An 18,344-nucleotide genomic window follows, 5' to 3' on the forward strand; every position below is an offset into this window, starting at 1 on the left:
CAGGTGTCGCAGTGCCAAGGTCTCACGTCGCTGCTAGAAACTGTTTAACGTTAAACTATATCCTGGGAGGGGCGGCATGAGCGACGAGAAAAAGGACGGCCTCAGAGAGGCGGCGCTGGCGTATCACGAGTATCCGCACCCCGGTAAGCTGGAAATCCGCGCCACCAAGCCTCTGGCTAACGGTCGCGATTTGGCGCGCGCCTACAGCCCCGGCGTGGCCGAGGCGAGCCTTGAGATCAAGGCTGATCCTGCGAACGCCGCCCGTTACACCGCGCGCGGAAACCTTGTTGCTGTCGTCTCGAACGGGACGGCGGTGCTGGGGTTGGGCGACATCGGTGCGCTGGCCTCAAAGCCGGTGATGGAAGGCAAGGCGGTTCTGTTCAAGAAGTTTGCCAACATCGATTGCTTCGATATCGAGGTGAACGAATCCGATCCCGAGAAGCTCGCCGATATCGTTTGTGCGCTGGAGCCGACCTTCGGTGCGATCAATCTCGAAGACATCAAGGCGCCGGATTGTTTCATCGTTGAACAATTGTGCCGAGAGCGGATGGGCATCCCGGTTTTCCATGACGATCAACACGGCACGGCCATCGTCGTGGGAGCTGCGGCAACGAATGCCATGCGGGTCACGGGGAAGTCGTTCGAGGACATCAAGGTCGTCTCGACCGGCGGTGGCGCGGCGGGGATCGCCTGCCTCAACATGCTGCTGAAGCTGGGCGTGCGGCGCGAGAACGTGTTCCTCTGCGACATCGACGGGCTGGTCCATGTGGGGCGCGGCAACTCGACCCCGCAGAAGGATGCGTTCGCTCAAGGGAGCGAGCCCAAGGATCTGGGCGACGTGATCCACGACGCCGACCTCTTCCTTGGCCTGTCCGGTCCGGGTGTCCTCACCGCTGAGATGGTGTCGAAAATGGCGCCCGCGCCGATCATCTTCGCCTTGGCCAATCCCACGCCCGAGATCCTGCCGGAGGTCGCGCGCGAGGTTGCGCCGGATGCGATCATTGCCACGGGTCGCAGCGATTTTCCCAATCAGGTCAACAACGTACTCTGCTTTCCCTTCATCTTCCGAGGCGCGCTAGATGTGGGCGCGACCGAGATCAACGACGCGATGAAGATCGCCTGCATCGAGGGCATCGCCGCCATGGCGCGCGCGACCACCAGCGCCGAGGCGGCGGCGGCCTATCAGGGCGAGCAGCTGACCTTCGGACCCGATTACCTGATCCCGAAACCCTTCGATCCGCGCCTTTCTTCCGTGGTGGCGAGCGCGGTGGCGGAGGCGGCAATGGCCTCGGGCGTGGCGACGCGACCAATCGACGATCTGGACGCTTACCGCGCGAAGCTCAACCAGTCGGTCTTCAAGTCGGCCCTCGTCATGCGCCCGGTGTTCGAGGCGGCGGCGACGGGCAAGCGGCAGATCGTCTTCGCCGAGGGCGAGGACGAGCGCGTTCTGCGCGCGGCACAGGCGATGATCGAGGAATCGACCGACATGCCGATCCTGATCGGCCGCCCCGAGGTGATCAACGCCCGGATCGAGCGGGCCGGTCTGGTCATTCGACCGGAGCGCGACTTCGAGCTGGTGAACCCCGAAAACGACCCGCGCTACCGCGATTATTGGGAGACCTATCACAACATCATGGCGCGTCGCGGCGTCTCGCCCGATCTGGCGCGGGCCATCATGCGGACGAACACGACGGCCATCGGCGCGGTCATGGTGCATCGCGGAGAGGCTGACAGCCTGATCTGCGGCACCTTCGGACAGTACCTCTGGCACCTCAACTACGTGTCGCAAATCCTTGGCACCGACATTCATAAACCGGTCGGGGCGCTGAGCCTTGTGATCCTTGAGGACGGGCCGTTGTTCATCGCGGACTCGCAAGTGCATCCGGTGCCCACGCCGGCCCAGATCGCCGAATCCACCATCGGCTGCGCGCGCCACATCCGGCGCTTCGGGATCGAGCCGAAAATCGCGCTCTGCTCGGGCAGCCAATTCGGCAACCTCGACAGCAATTCGGGTCGCGTGATGCGCGAGGCGCTGTCGATCCTCGACAGCGAGCCGCGGGACTTCATCTACGAGGGCGAGATGCATGTCGACAGCGCGTTGAGCGCCGAGCTGCGGGCGCGGGTCTTCCCGAACTGCCGTCTGGAAGGCGCGGCGAATGCGCTGATCTTCGTCTCGACCGACGCCGCCGGTGCGACGCGTAACATCCTGAAAGCCAAGGCAAACGGGTTGGAGGTCGGGCCAATCCTGATGGGGATGGGCAACAAGGCGCATATCGTGACGCCCTCCATCACGGCGCGCGGCCTGCTGAACATCTCGGCCTTGGCGGGCACCCCGGTGAGCCATTACGGCTAGGGGGCGATGGGCATGGAGACTGCCGGGATCAAGAAGCGTCTTATCACACGCCCAGTGACCGATGGCTGAGGGCCGGCCTCCGATCCCGTCGGAGGAGCGCCGCGCCGCGGAGCAGCGCTCGTCTGAGGCGTTGCAGCGTCTGTCTCACGATATCCGATCTGCCATGTCCGACGTTCTGGGCGGGATCAGGCTGGTGGATACGGCCCGGCTCGACCCGCAAACCCAAACCCAGATCGACCGTGTGCGCGCGGCGTCAGACACGCTGGCGGCGCTGGTGGATGACGCCCTCATGGTGGCTTCCGGAGAGACCCAGATCAGGGCGCAGCATTTCGATGTGGACGTGGACCTGTGGCTGCGTGCGCTGGAGGGCCGATGGGCCGGGCGTGCGGCAGAGCGGGGGAGCCGCTTCGTGCTGGATCGACAGGGTGCGCTGCCGAAAAGGCTGCTTGTCTCGCCGATCGAACTGGCGCGGGTCGTGGGAAACCTCGTCGGAAACGCGCTGATCCATGCGGGCGGCGGTGATGTGGCGATCGAGGTGAGCTGCGAGCGGTCCCGCGGGTTCTGGATCTGCATCAAGGATCAGGGTTCGGGCTTCCCCGAGCATGTCCTGCAGGCCGACGACGGCCTCGTCCCGAGCGACAGGGGGAGCGGCTTGGGCCTGTCGATCGCGCGGGAGTTGAGCGCCGGCATGCCCGCAAACCTATGGCTCCGCAACGAGCCCGATACCGGCCACGGTTGCGCCTGTCTGCTGATCCCCAAGGAGAAAGTCGTCTGGACGGTGGAGGCCAAGCCCGACGCTGTGATCCCGGACCTGTCCGATCTGCGCATTCTGATGGCGGAGGACAATCTGACGAACCAGACGATCCTGCGGCAGATGCTGGAAGGGATGGGCGCGCAGACGGTTATCGTCGCCGATGGTCAGGCCGCGATGGGCGCGCTCGGGCGCGAGCGGTTCGACATCGCGTTGCTCGATATCGAGATGCCGCGCATGTCCGGGCTCGAGGTGATGGAACAGGTGCGCGCAGCGTCGGGAGAGCTCGCGACGATGCCGCTGGTCGCCGTCACGGCCTATGTTCTGCGCGACAACCGCGAGGCGATCTACGCAGCGGGCGCCGATGGGATCATCGGCAAGCCTATTGCGTCGCCCGCCGAATTCGGGCGCGCGATCCTGCGCTACGTGGGTCGCGCCACCGGCGAGACGATCCCGACGGACGTGCTGAGCGGGGGCGGATTGGAGCCGAAGATGGACATCGGCCGCCTCGACCGTTTGCTGGAGGCCGCGGGCGCGGAGGGAAGCGTCGAGTTGCTGGCGCGCATGACCGAGGATCTGCAAGCCGTGGGCCATGCGCTCGGCATTGGTGTGGCCGCAGCCGACGCCGAGGAGGTGCGGGCGCAGACCCATATCCTGATCGCGATTTCCGGTGCCGCGGGGGCCGAGCGTCTGTGCCAGTTTGCCGAGGTCCTCAACATCGCGGCGAAGCGGTCGAACCTTGACCAGATGCCGCTGATCCACGGACATTTGCAGGCCGATCTGGACGACCTGATCACCGTCATCCGCGCCCGCCACGCGAGCCTGTCATAGGAGCGCTTGCACTGGCGCGAGCAAGGCCGCACACTCCGGGATCAACGACCCCCAAGGAGGCGCGCCAGATGGCAGAGACGACCCTGACAGAACATGCCGCGCGTGTGCGCCTGAACGCCCATGCCCCTTATTCGAACTTCAAGGTCGGCTGCGCGATCCGCTCGGTCGAGGGGAACCTGCATGTCGGCTGCAATGTCGAGAATGTCGCCTATCCCGAGGGCACCTGCGCCGAAGCCGGGGCGATTGCCGCGATGATCGCGGCGGGAGACACGCGGATTGCCGAGATTGCCGTGATCGCCGACAGCCCCACTCCGGTGCCGCCCTGCGGTGGCTGCCGTCAGAAGCTTGCCGAATTTGCCGAGGCGGATGTGAACATCACCATGGCGACGACCGAGGGTGGCGCGCAGGAAACACAGGTTGGCGCACTGCTGCCGGGGCAGTTCTCGGCTGCCCATATGGCGAAATGAGGGACCGCGATGAGTGACGCCCGCAAGATCCTCACCAAGTTGCGAGAGGGCGAGCGCCTGTCGGAGGACGAGATTGCGTGGTTCGCGGCCGGGCTCTCGTCGGGCGCGGTGACTGACGCGCAGGCGGGCGCCTTTGCCATGGCGGTTTGCCAGAACGGTCTGGGAGACGAGGGGCGGGCGCATCTGACGCGGGCCATGTGCGCCTCGGGTCGGGTGCTGGAATGGCGGCTGGACGGGCCGGTGATCGACAAGCATTCCACGGGCGGCGTGGGCGACTGCGTCTCGCTGTTGCTGGCGCCCGCGCTGGCGGCTTGCGGGGCCTTCGTGCCGATGATTTCGGGGCGCGGGTTGGGCCACACCGGCGGGACCCTCGACAAGCTGGAAGCCATCCCCGGATACAATTGCGACGTGTCGCCCGATGACCTGCAGGAGATCGTGGCCGATGTGGGCTGCGCCATCGTGGGCGCAACGGCAGATATCGCGCCAGCCGACAAGCGGCTCTACGCGGTGCGCGACGTGACCGGGACTGTCGCCTCGGTCGATCTGATCACGGCCTCGATCCTGTCGAAGAAACTCGCCGCCGGGTTGGAGGCATTGGTGCTGGACGTGAAGGTCGGCACTGGCGCGTTCATGGGCGCGGAAGCCGAGGCGGTGGGGCTGGCGCAGGCGCTGGTCGCGACCGGGCAGGGCGCCGGCTGCATGACCTCGGCGCTGGTCTCGGACATGAACCAGCCACTGGCCCACAGCGCGGGCAACGCCTTGGAGATCATCGAGGTGATGGAGGTTCTGACCGGTTCGGCCAGCGACAACGCCCTGACGCGGTTGACCGTCGCTTTGGGCGGAGAGGTCTTGGCGCTTGGCGGATTGGCGGCTGACGCAGCAGATGGCGAGGGGCGGATCAGGGGCGCGCTGACGGGCGGTGCCGCAGCGGACGTCTTCGGCGAGATGGTCGCCGAACTGGGCGGCCCGGTGGATTTCGTGGAGCGTTGGCCCGACCGGCTGCCGGCCGCGCCCGTCATGATGGACATTCACCCCGGCGAGGCCGGTCATGTCACCGCCATCGACACCCGCGCCTTGGGCGAGATCGTGGTGAGCCTTGGCGGCGGGCGGATGCGCGAGGACGACCGGATCGATCTGGCCGTCGGCCTGTCGACCATCGCGCGGCTCGGAGACCTCGTGGATCACGAAACCCCGCTGGCGCGCATCCATGCCGCCAACGAAGACGCCGGCCGTGCCGTGGCCGCCCGGCTGCGCCGCGCCTTTACCCTCTCGGAGAAGCCCATCGACACGCCCCCCCTCATCCATGAAAGGATCGCCTGAATGGCCGCACCCAATGGACGCGCGTTTCTTGTCGTGATGGACTCGGTCGGGGTCGGCCATGCCCCCGATGCAGACGAGTTCTTCAACGGCGACCTGCCCGACACCGGCGCCAACACGCTCGGCCACATCAAGGAGGCCTGCGCCGCGGGCCGCGCGGAAGAAGGCCGAAGCGGGCCGCTGCAGGTGCCGAACCTCGACGCGCTCGGTCTCAGCGCGACGCTGGCACCGGGAGGAGAGGGGCTTTGGGGCGTGGCGGAGGAAGTCAGCGCGGGCAAGGACACGCCCTCGGGCCATTGGGAGCTGGCGGGTCTGCCGGTGCCCTTCGAATGGGCCTACTTTCCCGACAAGACCAACAGCTTCCCGCAAGAGATCCTGAACGAAGTCCAGCGGCTCTGCGGCACCGACGGGACGCTCGGCAACCAGCACGCCAGCGGCACCGAGATCATCGCGCGTTTGGGCGAGCAGCACGAGCAGTCCGGCTGGCCGATCTGCTACACCTCCGCCGACAGCGTGTTCCAGATCGCGGCCCATGAAGAGACCTTCGGGCTGGAGCGCCTGCTGCGGCTCTGCGAGGGCCTTGCCCCGATGCTGCACGCGCGCCGCATCGGCCGGGTCATCGCGCGGCCCTTCACCGGGGCGCCGGGGACCTATCGCCGCACGGGCAATCGCCGCGACTACGCGTTGGAGCCGCCCGAGAAGACCCTGCTCGATTGGGCGACCGAGGCAGGCCGCCCGGTCATCACCATCGGCAAGATCAGCGACATTTTCGCAGGCCGGAACACCGGAGAGGTCCGCAAGGGACCCGACGCAGAGCTGATGGATCATCTGCTCGACACGGTAGAGACCGCGCCGGAGGGCGCGCTGGTCTTCGCCAATTTCGTGGAGTTCGACAGCCTCTACGGCCACCGCCGCGATGTTTCCGGCTACGCGCGGCATCTGGAGTGGTTCGACACGGCCATTGCGCCGGTGCTCGATGCGATGCGGCCCGACGATTTGATGATCCTCACGGCCGATCACGGAAATGACCCTACGTGGCCCGGCACGGATCACACCCGGGAACGGGTTCCGGTGCTTGCCAAGGGGCCGTATTCCGGGCATCTGGGCCTGCGCAAGTTTGCCGATGTCGGCGCTTCCGTGGCGGCTCATCTGGGGCTGTCCGAGCGCGGAGCAGGAGAGAGTTTTTTATGAGAGATCTTCCCAAGGTCGAATTGCACCTGCACATCGAAGGTGCGGCCCCTCCGGCGTTCATCCGCGGGTTGGCGCAGGAGAAGCGTGTCGATCTGAGCGGCATCTTCACCGAAGACGGCGGCTATGCCTACCGTGATTTCCACCACTTCCTCGAAGTCTACGAGGCGGCCTGTTCGGTCCTGACCGGACCCGAGGAATTCGCCCGGCTGACCCGTGCGGTGCTGGAAGAAAGTGCTTCCCACGGCGTGGTTTACACCGAGATGTTCATCTCGCCCGACTTCTGCGGCGGTGGCGACAAAGCCGCATGGCGCGAGTATCTCGCCGCGATCGAAGAGGCCGCCGCAGGCGTGCCCGATATCACCATGCGCGGCATTGCCACCTGCATCCGCCATTTCGGCCCCGAGAAGGCCAAGCAGGCAGCCGCCTGCGCCGCCGACACGGCGGGCGACTTCCTGACCGGCTTCGGCATGGGCGGGGCCGAGGATGCCTTCACCCCCGCCGATTTCGCCTGGGCCTTCGACTGCGCCCGCGAGGCGGGGCTCGGGATCACCACCCATGCCGGCGAATGGGGTGGGGCCAAGTCGGTGCGCGACAGCATCGAGGCGCTGAACCCCTCGCGCATCGGCCACGGGGTGCAGGCCATCGACGACCCGGCGCTCTGCGATTTGCTGGTGGAACGCGACATCACGCTGGAGGTCTGCCCGGGCTCCAACGTCTTCCTCGCCTCCAACGTCTTCAACGGTGCGGTGCCGAAACTGGCGAACCACCCGATCGAGCGGCTGCGCGAGCGCGGCGTGAAGGTCACCGTCTCCACCGACGACCCGCCGTTCTTCCACACCACGATGACCCAGGAATACGAGAACCTCGCCCATACCTTCGGCTATGACGAGGCGGTATTCACCGAATTGAACCAGAACGCGATGGACGCCGCTTTTTGCGACGAGACGACGCGAGAGACGATCCGAAAAAGGCTGACCCAATGACCGAGACCCAAGCAACCGAGCACCTCACCGTCGTCGACCACCCGCTGGTGCAGCACAAGCTGACCCTGATGCGCGACGTGGAATGCTCGACCAAGTCGTTCCGCCAGCTCCTGCGCGAGATCAGCCACCTGCTGGCCTACGAGGTCACGCGCAACCTGCCGATGACCACGGTGACGGTGAACACGCCCCTGCAGCCGATGGAGGCCCCGGCGATCAAGGGAAAGAAGCTGGCGCTGGTCTCGATCCTGCGGGCGGGCAACGGGCTTCTGGACGGCATCCTCGAGCTGGTGCCCAACGCGCGCGTGGGCTTCGTGGGCCTTTACCGTGACCCCGAGACGCTGCAGCCGGTGGAGTATTACTACAAGGTGCCCGAGGCGATGGAGGACCGTCTGACCATCGTCGTCGACCCGATGCTGGCCACGGGCAATTCCACGGTCGCCGCCGTCAACCGCCTGAAGGAAGGCGGGGCGCGCAACATCCGTTTCCTGTGCCTGCTGGCCTCTCCGGAAGGGGTCGCGCGGATGAAAGAGGCGCATCCCGATGTGCCCATCGTCACCGCCGCGCTGGACGACCATCTGAACGATCACGGCTACATCGTGCCGGGTCTGGGCGATGCCGGCGACCGGATGTTCGGTACCAAATAACCCTGTGATCCCCTTTACTTGGCGGCAATTTTCGCCCTAGATATCCACAAGCGTTTATCTGGGGGATATCGCATGTCTATCAAACATTGGCGCAGTGTCGCCGCTTTAAGCCTGTCTTTGGGATTGGTCCTGCCCGTTGCCTCTGCCGCACAGGGCGTACCTGCCGAGATACCATCCTCGTCCTATTCGGGGGATCAATATATCGACAGCCGAGGCTGCGTTTTCGTCCGCGTGGGCTTTGGTGCCGCCACCGAATGGGTGCCGCGCGTGGGCCGCGACCGCAACCAGGTCTGCGGCCAGACGCCGAGCAGCGGTGTTGCCCGCACGCAGCCTGATCTGACCGCCGACAGCGGCGTGACCGTGATCGGCGGCGCAGCGCCCGTAGCGGCGGCGCCCGCACCGGCCCCGGCACCCACGGCACCGCCCGTTGTCGTCGCGGCGCCCGTTGTCGCAGCACCCCAGGTGCAGGTGGCGACCCCGGCGCCGGTCACGATCCAGGCCCCGCAGGCCACGACCGGTTGCCCCAACCTTCCCGCGGCCCACCAGCCCTACTTCACGGGCGAGGGCGTGCGGTGCGGACCGCAGGCGCATTTCCCCGGCACGGTCGGCCCCCAGTCCAGCCTTGGGGGCGCGGCGGCAGAGCCACGCACCGGCACGCCGCGCAGCTTCGCGTTGAGCGCGCCGCCTCCGGGCTACGAGGTCGCCTGGGATGACGGCCGCCTGAACCCCTACCGCGGTCTCGGCACCCCGGCGGGGCAGGCGCAGATGGAACAGGTCTGGACCAACACGGTGCCGCGTCGTCTGGCCTCCGTCCCGATCACGCGGGGCACGCAGGTGCTGACCCGTCGACAGGCCGCCGCCGCGGCACTGGCAGCCCGCACCGCCGCCGAGACCCCTGCCACGGGGGCGCTGGTGTCTGCCGGAACACGCACCACGCGGTCCCGTGTCCCGCTTGCCGGAGAGCCCACGGCCCCCGCCACCAACGAGGTGCGCGTCGGCGCAGGCCATCGCCACGTTCTGGCCGGCACCTTCCGGGGCGAGGGCGACGCGTCGAGCGCGTATCAGCGCCTCGCAGCATCGGGCCTGCCTGCCCGGATCGGGCGCGTGCAGCGGCAGGGTCAGACCCTCTTCGTGGTCATGGCCGGGCCGTACAACGATCCGCAATCCCTCGGCCGCGCGCTGCTTCAGACCCGCAGTGCCGGCTTTTCCGGAGCGATCACCCGGAACTGATTGGACGGTGTCGCGTCTTCTTAATGCGGGTCGCCCGGCGCGGCCCGCATTTTTCTATGTCTGAGACGATCGCGGGAGAAGTCGATGGGACAGGGTCATGATCACGGCGACGGGCACCACCACGGGCCGACCCTCTCCCCCGACGCGCCCGAGAGCGAGCGTCGTTCCAAGGAGCGCGCGATTGCCATTGCGGCCGGTCTGACCGGCGCTTTCATGGGCGCGGAGGTCATCGGCGGGTTGGTCTCGAGCAGCCTCGCCCTGCTGGCAGATGCGGGCCACATGCTGACCGACTTCGCCTCGCTCCTCCTCGCGTGGCTGGCGTTTCGCCTGTCGCGTCGCCCGGCGGATTGGAAGCGCAACTATGGGTTCGACCGCTTCTCGGTGCTCGCCGCTTTCGTGAACGGGTTGAGCCTCTTCGCCATCGCGATATGGATCCTCGTGGAAGCCGTGCAGCGGCTGCGTGAGCCGTCGGAGGTTCTGGGCGGGCTGATGCTCTGGGTCGCGGTCGCGGGGCTGCTGGTGAACATCGCGGCCTTCTGGGTGCTGTCGCGCGCCGAGGGCGACAACCTCAACGTCCGCGCGGCGGCGCTTCATGTCATGGGCGACCTTTTAGGCTCGGTCGCCGCCATCGTCGCCTCCCTCGTGATCATCTGGACGGGCTGGACGCCGATTGACCCGATCCTCTCGGTGCTTGTCGTCCTGTTGATCCTGCGGTCCGCTTGGTCGGTGCTGAAAGAGAGCGGGCACATCCTGCTGGAAGGCGCGCCCAAGGGCTTCGACCGGCGGGCCATTTCCGAGGATCTTGCGGCCAACGTCGACGGGGTCGCACGGGCCCATCATCTCCACGCCTGGTCGATCACGCAGGAGCGTCCCATGGCTTCGCTGGAAGTCGATCTCGAACCCGGCGCCGATCATGAGGTCGTGCGGCGCGCTGTGAAAGAACGGGTGCAGCACCTGTCCGGTGTACGCCATGTGACCGTGGAGATCACGGGCGAGATGCCGTCCAAGGCATAGGGTCAGGTCGTGCAGATTTCCTGCAAGCTGACCCAATCGGCATCGCTGAGAACCGGCTCCCCCCCGCCGCCCCGCATCGGGTCGGCCTCGATCAGCCCCAGAACCTGCTCACCCGAAACATCCCGCGCGAAGGCATAGGGCTGCGAGGAGATCCGCGCTGCCTCGAACCGTTCGAGAAGGGCGGCGTCATCGACCATCGCCCCATCGCGCGACAGCAGGCGCGCGGCATGGGCGTGGATGGCCTCGTCCGAGATCTCTCCGGTGGTCAGCAGGCGGAAGGTGACGCCGAGACCGGCCTCGGACAGGAAGGTTTCGACCGGATCCTGCGCCGCGACACGGACCGCTTCCGCCAACAGGTAGCCTGCGAAGACCTCGGGCGTCTCGAAATCCTCGGCCAGGGCGGCCGAGGCCGCGACGATGTTGCCGGGCAGGCCGAGGGTGTCTGGGATCGTGGCGGGAAAGATCACCAGTTGCGGGGCGTTCTCCTGTCCGAAGGTCCGCACGGCGAGGCGAAGAAGCGCCGTGCGCCCGCCGCGCCCGGTGCAGGGGCGGCCCGCGATATGGGTCATTTGGGCAAGCAATTGCTGGCCGATCTCTACCCGTTTGGCCTCGGGCAGCAGCGTTACCGTCTGCCGCGTCAGCGCGCCGGGCAGCCAGAAGACTGCCAGCGCTGCGGCGAGGGCGACGGACCCGAGACCGAGCACCAGGCGCAGCCGGCCGGGACGGGGGCGCGTTCTGGCGATGGCGGTGCGAATGCGCTCGATCGCCTCGACCATCTCGGCGTCGGCGATCTCCAATTCCTCGTCACTGTCCCGCGCGGGCGCGTAAAGAGCCGGCGCCTTGCCGGGATTGAGCCTTTCAATGGCAGGCAGGGACCAATGGCCAAGCGCCGCGCCGGAGGAGGACGACATCACGAGCGTGGCCTCGCCCAAGGTGACGACAACCTCGCGGCGCTGCTCGTCAGCGCTCTCGCGCCACAGGCCCAAGGCCTCGAGCCGCGCGTATTTCTTGAGTGCTGTCATCTTTCGGTCATGTGTCCCGTGAACCGCCCGCGTCAGGGCGGCAGCTTAGGGGAGGGGCGGGGTCCTCTCAACGGTAAAGCGTTGATTCCAACGGCTCCTGCGCGGGATCAAGGCCGCAGGCCGCCGCGCATCGCCGGGCCGCCCCCCGGCACGGCGATTTTGCTGCGGTTGGCACAAGGTCTGCGACGAGCGCCTGTGTTTCTGCCATAAAGTGCCAGTCATTGCGATTGGATCGCCGCACCGCGGCCCGGCGATGCGCGGCTCAGGGAGGCTACAGGGTGCGGGCGCGGGCGCGGAGTTCGAACTTCTGGATCTTTCCGGTGGAAGTCTTGGGTAGCTCGGTGAAAAAGACCGCCTTGGGGGTCTTGAACCCGGCTAGCCGTTCGCGGGCGAAGGCGATGATATCGGGCTCGGTCGCCTGTGCCCCCTCCTTCAGCTCGACGAAGGCGCAGGGCACCTCGCCCCATTTCTCGTCAGGCCGCGCCACCACGGCGCAGAGCGAGACGGCGGGGTGGTGCATCAGCACGCCCTCGACCTCGACCGACGAGATGTTCTCACCACCCGAGATGATGATGTCCTTGGCGCGGTCGGCGATCTGGATGTAGCTGTCGGGGTGCTGCACGGCGATATCGCCGGTGTGGAAATAGCCCCCCGCGAAGGCCTCGGCGGTCGCCTCGGGGTTCTTGTAGTAGCCCTTCATCGTGACATTGCCGCGCATCATGATCTCGCCCGTGGCGGTGCCGTCCATCGGGATTTGCGCCATGGTCTCGGGGTCCATGACGGTGATGTGGTCCATGTTGGGCAGCGCCACGCCCTGGCGTGCCTTGATCCCGGCGCGGGCCGCCGCGTCCAGATCGGACCAATCGTCGTCCTGCCAGACGCATTCGGTGGCATGGCCGTAGCTCTCGGTCAGCCCGTAGACCTGGGTGACGTGGAAGCCCATCGTCTCGATCGCGGCGAGGGTGGCCGCGGCGGGCGGGGCGCCGGCGGTAAAGACCTCGACCCGGTGATCAAAGGCGCGTCGGTCCTCGTCCTTCGCGTTCACCAGCATGTTCAGCACGATCGGCGCGCCGCCCATGTGGGTCACGCCTTCATCGGCGATGGCATCGTAGATCGCGGTGGCGGTGATCTCGCGGCAGCAGACGAGGGTGCCGCCCACGGCGGGCATCATCCAGGTGTGGCACCAGTTGTTGCAGTGGAACATCGGCACGATGGTCAGGTAGATCGGGTAGAGCGTCATCCGCCAGGAGATCGGCGTGCCCATGGTGATCAGGTAGGCGCCGCGGTGGTGGTAGACGACCCCCTTGGGTCGTCCGGTGGTGCCGGAGGTGTAGTTGAGCGCGATGCTCTCCCATTCATCTTCGGGCATCTGCCAGGGGGCTTCGGGGTCGCCCTCCTCCAGCAGTGCCTCGTAGGTGGTGTAGCGCCCGGTGGCGGGGTGGCCCGCGTCGGCGTCGGGCACCTCGATGATCTGCGGCGCGGGGCCTTCCATTGCCTCGAGGGCCTTCTCGACCAGCGGCAGGAATTGCGTGTCGGCGAGGATCAGCGCCGTCTCGGCGTGGTCGAAGATATAGGCGACGGTGGCGACATCGAGGCGGATGTTGATCGCGTTCAGCACCGCGCCGGAGGCCGGCACGCCGAAATGCGCCTCGGCATGGGCGTAGGTGTTGGGCAGCACGGTGGAGACGACATCGCCGGGCTTGATCCCGCGCGCGGCGAGCGCCGAGGCAAGGCGGGAGACGCGAGCGTGATATTCGGCGTAGGTCTTGCGGTGGGCGCCATCGACCACGGCGGTGCGCCGCGGAAACACGCGGGCGGCGCGCGCGAGGTGGCTGAGCGGTGTCAGGGGCACAAAATTGGCGGGTGTCTTGTCGAGCCCGGTTTCGTCTTTCATCCAACCCATTGCCGGTTCTCCCTCCCGCCTGTCGCTTGTCCGTGGCGAAAATCTTTGCCCAAGCGCGCGATAAAAGGGAAGCGGAAAGGCCCGCCTGCCCCGGGGGAGTGAGAGAGAGGGGGGCAGGCGGGTCGCGACGGGGGCAAGTCCCCGCCGCGGGGGGACATAAGAAACACGTGGCAGGCCGGTGTTTCCGTCGGAGAATGGTCTCGGGAAGGTCGTTGGATGGTTTGGTGGTGGGGCTTGGTGTGCCGATTTCGGGTGATTGTGCGGGCTGATAGCGCGGGATTTGAGTTGTATTGGCCAAGATGAAGGGGGAGCGCGGTGGGTGACTTCAGGCCGGGCGCGAGGTGGCTGACGGGGGCAGGCAACGGGGCGGGGCGATGTTGCTTGAAAACAAAGGGTGCGAACTAATCGGCGCTGTCATGGGCAATTGTGTTGCGCGAGAGGTTGGTGCAAACTTATCCCCAATCAAAACAAAACAAATCACATGAGGCAGATATGCAGTTCTTTCGCACTTTCGCGTGCGTGACCTTGTTGGGCGTTGCTGCCCCAGTCACCGCACAAACCGCCGACTGGTCGGGCTTCTACGCCGGTGGGCAGATCGAGACCGCCAGCGTCACGATGGAAACCTCGGGCGGATCGGAGACCCATGACGGCAACGGTCTGATGATCGGCGTCACCGGCGGTTACCGCTTCGATCTGGGCAATGTCGTGATGGGCGCCACCGGCGGCGCGCAATTCGGCAGCGTCGACGTGTCTCCGACATCGCCGTCGGTTCTGCCTGATCCGACGCTCAACACCTTGCTGCGTGCGGGTATCGAGTTGGGGTACGACCTGGGGCCGGTTCTGGTGACCGGCGGCGTCGGGCAGACCTTCGCGATCATGACCGACGAGACCGATGAGCGGGAGTCCGAGTTCGGGTCCTACTTCGCGCTCGGGGCCGATTACATGTTGAACGAGGATATCATGGTGGGCGCCGAGGTGACGCGGACGATCCTGAACAACTTCGGAAGCTCCGACGTGCGGGCGACTTCCGTGGGGATCGGGGCGGCCTATCGGTTCTGATCGACTGGCTCGTTTGAATAAATGGGGCGCCCCGTTGCCGGAGCGCCCCTTTCTTGTTTCAAGCCGGTCGCATCAGGCGGCCTTGCTGTCCACGCCTTCGCCGAAGCGGCCGTAGAAGCTCTGCCCCTTGTCGGCCATCTCGCGCAGGAGCGGTGGGCAGGCGAAGCGGGGGCCGAACTCGGCTTCCAGCTCGTCGCAGCGGTCCGCCGCATAGGGCGTGCCGAGGATGTCGAGCCAGGAGAACGGGCCGCCCGACCAGGGCGCGAAGCCCCAACCGAGGATGGCGCCCACGTCGCCTTCGCGGATGTCCATGAGCACGCCCGCTTCCAGCGCGCGGACGGCTTCGAGCACCTGCGCGAAAAGGAGGCGGTGCTGGACGTCCACCAGCTCGGGCTGCTCGTCACGCACGTCGTAGCGCTCGCGCAGACCGTCCCAGAGGCCGGTACGCTTGCCCTTCTCGTCGTATTCGTAGAAGCCCGCGTTGGCCTTGCGACCCAGGCGGCCTTCCTCCTCCATCCAGAAGATCAGCTCGTCCGTCGTGTCGTCGTAGTCGGGGTCGCCCGCCTTGGTGGCGCGGGCGATCTTGGCGCCGAGATCGATCGAGGTCTCGTCGGTCAGCTGCAAGGGCCCCAGGGGCATGCCCACCAGCTTGGCGGCATTCTCAATCAGCGCGGGCTCCACGCCTTCCTGCAGCATCCGCACGCCTTCGTTGACGTAAGGCAGGATACAGCGGTTGGCGTAGAAGAAGCGCTCGTCGTTGACCACGATGGGCGTCTTGCGGATCTGGCGCACGAAGTCGAGCGCCTTGGCGACGGCCACGTCACCGGTCTGCTTGCCCTTGATGATCTCCACCAGCGCCATCTTGTCGACCGGCGAGAAGAAGTGGATGCCGATGAACTGCTCGGGCCGGGAGGAGGCCTTGGCGAGCATGGTGATGGGCAGGGTGGAGGTGTTGGTGGCGAAGATGCCGTCCCCGTTCATCACCGCCTCGGCCTTCGCGGTCACCTCGGCCTTCACCTTCGGGTCCTCGAAGACGGCCTCGACGATCAGGTCGCAGCCCTTGAGCGCATCGTAATCGGTGGTGGCAGTGATCTGGCCCAGAACCTTGGCCTTCTTCTCCTCGCTCACCTTGCCGCGCTTCATGCCCTTGTCGAGCAGGCCCTCGGAGTAAGCCTTGCCCTTGTCCGCGCTTTCCTGCGCGGCGTCGATCAGAACCACCTCGATCCCGGCCAGCGCCGAGACATAGGCGATGCCCGCGCCCATCATGCCGGCGCCGAGGATGCCGACCTTCTGCACCGTCTGGTCCGGCACGTCGGGACGGTTAGCCCCCTTCTCCAGCGCTTCCTTGTTGATGAACAGCGAGCGGATCATCGCGGAGGAGGAGGGATGCATGAGGATCTGCGTGAAGTAACGCGCCTCGATCTTCAGGGCGGTGTCGAAATCGACCAGCGCGCCCTCGTAGATCGCCGAGAGCAGGGCCTTGGCGGCCGGGTAGACGCCCTTGGTCTTGCCGTGGATCATCGCCGAGGCGCCCACGAAGGTCATGAAGCCCGCGGGGTGGTAAGGGGCGCCGCCGGGCATCTTGTAGCCCTTCGCGTCCCAGGGCTTCACGATGTCGGCGGGCGCGGCGTTCAGCACCCATTCCTTGGCGCGCGCGATCAACTCGTCGGCCGGGACGACCTCGTCCACGAGGCTCGCGCCCTTGGCCTTCTTCGGGTCCAGCATCTTGCCTTCCAGCAGCACCGGGGCCGCGGCCATGGCACCGACCATGCGGGAATAGCGGGTGGTGCCGCCCGCGCCGGGGAAGAGGCCCACGAGGATCTCGGGCAGGCCGATCTTGGCCTTCGGGTTGTCGGCCATGAAGCGGCGGTGGCAGGCGAGCGCGATCTCCGTGCCGATGCCCGCCGAGGTGCCGGGCAGGGCGCAGGCGATCGGCTTGCCGCCCTTGTTGGTCTTGGGCTCCATGCCCGCGCGCTCGATCTTGCGCAGGATCCGGTGGCCGTTCATCGTGAAGTTGAACAGGCCCTCGGCGGCGTTCTCGCCGCTTTCCTCGCGGATCGAGGCCAGCACGTTGAGGTCCATGCCGCCGGCGAAGGTGGACTTGCCGGAGGTGATGATGATGCCCTTGACGTCGTCATTGCCGAGCGCCTCGTCGAGGAGGTCCTCGCAGACGGAAAAGGCCTCGCGCGAGAGCACGTTCATCGACTTGCCGGGCACGTCCCAGGTGATGATGGCGACGCCATCGTCGTCGACCTGCATCGTGAAATCGGTCATATTTTCATCCTTTCGGGTAAATTCGGAGCTGACGGGTCACACCCGCTCGAGGATCGTGGCAGAGCCCATGCCCGCCGCGACGCAGAGCGTGGCGAGGCCGGTTTCCTTGTCGGCGCGCTCCATCTCGTCGAGCAGCGTGCCGAGGATCATCGCGCCGGTGGCGCCGAGGGGGTGGCCCATGGCGATGGCGCCGCCGTTCACGTTGACCTTTGCATGATCCACGTCGAAGGCCTGCAGGAAGCGCAGCACGACGGCGGCGAAAGCCTCGTTCACCTCGAAGAGGTCGATGTCGCTGATCGCCATGTTGTTCTCGGTCAGGATCTTCTCGGTCACCGGGACGGGGCCGGTCAGGTTGATCGTCGGATCGGTGCCGATCTTGGCATTGGCGCGGATGCGCGCACGGGGCTTGAGGCCCCATTTCTCGCCGAACTCCTTGTCGCCGATCAGCACGGCGGCGGCGCCGTCCACGATGCCCGAGGAGTTGCCCGCGTGGTGGACGTGGTTGATCCGCTCCAGATGCGGATATTTCATCAGCGCCACGGCGTCGAAGCCGGGCATCTGCTCGCCCATGTCCTTGAAGGCGGGCTTGAGCGCGCCGAGCGACTGCATGTCGGTCTCGGGGCGCAGGTATTCGTCGCGGTCGAGGATCGTCAGGCCGTTCTGGTCCTTCACGGTGATGACGGAGCGGGCGAAGCGCTCGGCCTCCCAAGCGGCGGCGGCGCGCTTCTGGGACTCGACGGAATAGGCGTCGACCTCGTCACGGGTGAAACCGTATTCGGTGGCGATGATGTCGGCCGAAATGCCCTGTGGCACGAAGTAGCTGTCCATGGCGAGCTGCGGGTCCACGGCCATCGCCGCCCCGTCGCTCCCCATGGCCACGCGGCCCATCATCTCGACGCCGCCGGCGATGTAGCCGTTGCCGGCCCCGCCGCGCACCTGGTTGGCGGCGAGGTTCACCGCCTCCAGCCCGCTGGCGCAGAAGCGGTTGATGGCGAGGCCAGGGATGCTTTCGTCGAGGTCCGAGGCCAGCACCGCGGCGCGTGCGAGGCAGCCGCCCTGTTCCATCACCTGGGTGACGTTGCCCCAGATCACGTCTTCCACGGCATGGCCTTCGAAGCCGTTGCGCTCCTTGAGGGTGTTCAGGGTGAAGGCGGACAGCCGCGCCGAGGTGACCTCGTGCAGCGCCCCGTCGCGGCGGCCCTTGCCGCGCGGGGTGCGGATGGCGTCGTAGATATAGGCATCGGTCATATGTGGTCTCCTGAGCTCTGGCGCTGTCGGGTCTGGCCTTTAGCGCGCGAGGATATG

At 66.7% G+C, this 18,344-nt stretch carries 14 protein-coding genes; 10 read left to right on the forward strand and 4 right to left on the reverse strand.

Annotation, left to right across the window (positions count from 1 at the left end; translation table 11 throughout):
* The first annotated feature begins 76 nt into the window (after window positions 1-76).
* The 9 genes from KYE46_RS07460 (at window position 77) to KYE46_RS07500 (ending at window position 10,781) form a co-directional block, all read left to right on the forward strand.
* Entirely contained in the window at window positions 77-2,353 is a 2,277-nt protein-coding gene (locus KYE46_RS07460; RefSeq protein WP_219004612.1) for an NADP-dependent malic enzyme, read from the forward strand.
* Between the two features lie 61 nt (window positions 2,354-2,414).
* Window positions 2,415-3,935 (forward strand): response regulator, encoded by a 1,521-nt coding sequence (locus tag KYE46_RS07465; protein WP_219004614.1) that lies wholly within the window; start codon window positions 2,415-2,417, stop codon window positions 3,933-3,935.
* A gap of 11 nt (window positions 3,936-3,946) precedes the next feature.
* Window positions 3,947-4,402: a cytidine deaminase gene (locus KYE46_RS07470; RefSeq protein ID WP_283095222.1), complete on the forward strand. Its 456-nt coding sequence runs from the start codon at window positions 3,947-3,949 to the stop codon at window positions 4,400-4,402.
* A gap of 9 nt (window positions 4,403-4,411) precedes the next feature.
* Window positions 4,412-5,722, forward strand: coding sequence for a thymidine phosphorylase (locus tag KYE46_RS07475; RefSeq protein ID WP_219004618.1), 1,311 nt, complete (start codon window positions 4,412-4,414; stop codon window positions 5,720-5,722).
* Window positions 5,723-6,910, forward strand: a complete 1,188-nt coding sequence (locus KYE46_RS07480; RefSeq protein ID WP_219004620.1) for a phosphopentomutase — start codon at window positions 5,723-5,725, stop codon at window positions 6,908-6,910.
* Entirely contained in the window at window positions 6,907-7,893 is a 987-nt protein-coding gene (locus KYE46_RS07485; RefSeq protein ID WP_219004621.1) for an adenosine deaminase, read from the forward strand. Before KYE46_RS07480 ends, KYE46_RS07485 begins: the two co-directional genes overlap by 4 nt.
* Window positions 7,890-8,537, forward strand: a complete 648-nt coding sequence (gene upp / locus KYE46_RS07490) for a uracil phosphoribosyltransferase (RefSeq protein WP_219004622.1) — start codon at window positions 7,890-7,892, stop codon at window positions 8,535-8,537. The genes KYE46_RS07485 and upp overlap by 4 nt, the downstream gene beginning before the upstream one ends.
* Window positions 8,538-8,609: 72 nt before the next feature.
* On the forward strand, window positions 8,610-9,767 hold the full coding sequence (locus KYE46_RS07495; protein ID WP_219004624.1) for an SPOR domain-containing protein: 1,158 nt from the start codon (window positions 8,610-8,612) through the stop codon (window positions 9,765-9,767).
* An 84-nt stretch (window positions 9,768-9,851) separates the two neighbouring features.
* Window positions 9,852-10,781, forward strand: a complete 930-nt coding sequence (locus KYE46_RS07500) for a cation diffusion facilitator family transporter (RefSeq protein ID WP_219004626.1) — start codon at window positions 9,852-9,854, stop codon at window positions 10,779-10,781.
* A 2-nt stretch (window positions 10,782-10,783) separates the two neighbouring features.
* Here the strand turns inward: KYE46_RS07500 and KYE46_RS07505 are convergent, their stop codons facing one another.
* Both KYE46_RS07505 and KYE46_RS07510 read right to left on the reverse strand, forming a co-directional pair.
* The gene (locus KYE46_RS07505) at window positions 10,784-11,803 is read right to left on the reverse strand and encodes a hypothetical protein (RefSeq protein WP_219004627.1); all 1,020 of its coding nucleotides are present in this window, start codon (window positions 11,801-11,803) and stop codon (window positions 10,784-10,786) included.
* A 271-nt stretch (window positions 11,804-12,074) separates the two neighbouring features.
* On the reverse strand, window positions 12,075-13,706 hold the full coding sequence (locus tag KYE46_RS07510; RefSeq protein ID WP_219004630.1) for an AMP-binding protein: 1,632 nt from the start codon (window positions 13,704-13,706) through the stop codon (window positions 12,075-12,077).
* A gap of 492 nt (window positions 13,707-14,198) precedes the next feature.
* Here KYE46_RS07510 and KYE46_RS07515 point away from each other — a divergent pair, with 492 nt between their 5' ends.
* Window positions 14,199-14,765, forward strand: a complete 567-nt coding sequence (locus KYE46_RS07515) for a porin family protein (protein ID WP_219004633.1) — start codon at window positions 14,199-14,201, stop codon at window positions 14,763-14,765.
* Window positions 14,766-14,837: 72 nt separating this feature from the next.
* Here KYE46_RS07515 and KYE46_RS07520 read toward each other — a convergent pair whose 3' ends face one another.
* The gene (locus tag KYE46_RS07520) at window positions 14,838-17,039 is read right to left on the reverse strand and encodes a 3-hydroxyacyl-CoA dehydrogenase NAD-binding domain-containing protein (protein ID WP_219004635.1); all 2,202 of its coding nucleotides are present in this window, start codon (window positions 17,037-17,039) and stop codon (window positions 14,838-14,840) included.
* Between the two features lie 36 nt (window positions 17,040-17,075).
* The gene (locus KYE46_RS07525) at window positions 17,076-18,287 is read right to left on the reverse strand and encodes an acetyl-CoA C-acetyltransferase (RefSeq protein WP_219004637.1); all 1,212 of its coding nucleotides are present in this window, start codon (window positions 18,285-18,287) and stop codon (window positions 17,076-17,078) included.
* Between the last annotated feature and the right edge of the window lie 57 nt (window positions 18,288-18,344).

It is taken from the genome of Gymnodinialimonas ceratoperidinii (genome assembly GCF_019297855.1).
Taxonomy (GTDB): Bacteria; Pseudomonadota; Alphaproteobacteria; order Rhodobacterales; family Rhodobacteraceae; genus Gymnodinialimonas; species Gymnodinialimonas ceratoperidinii.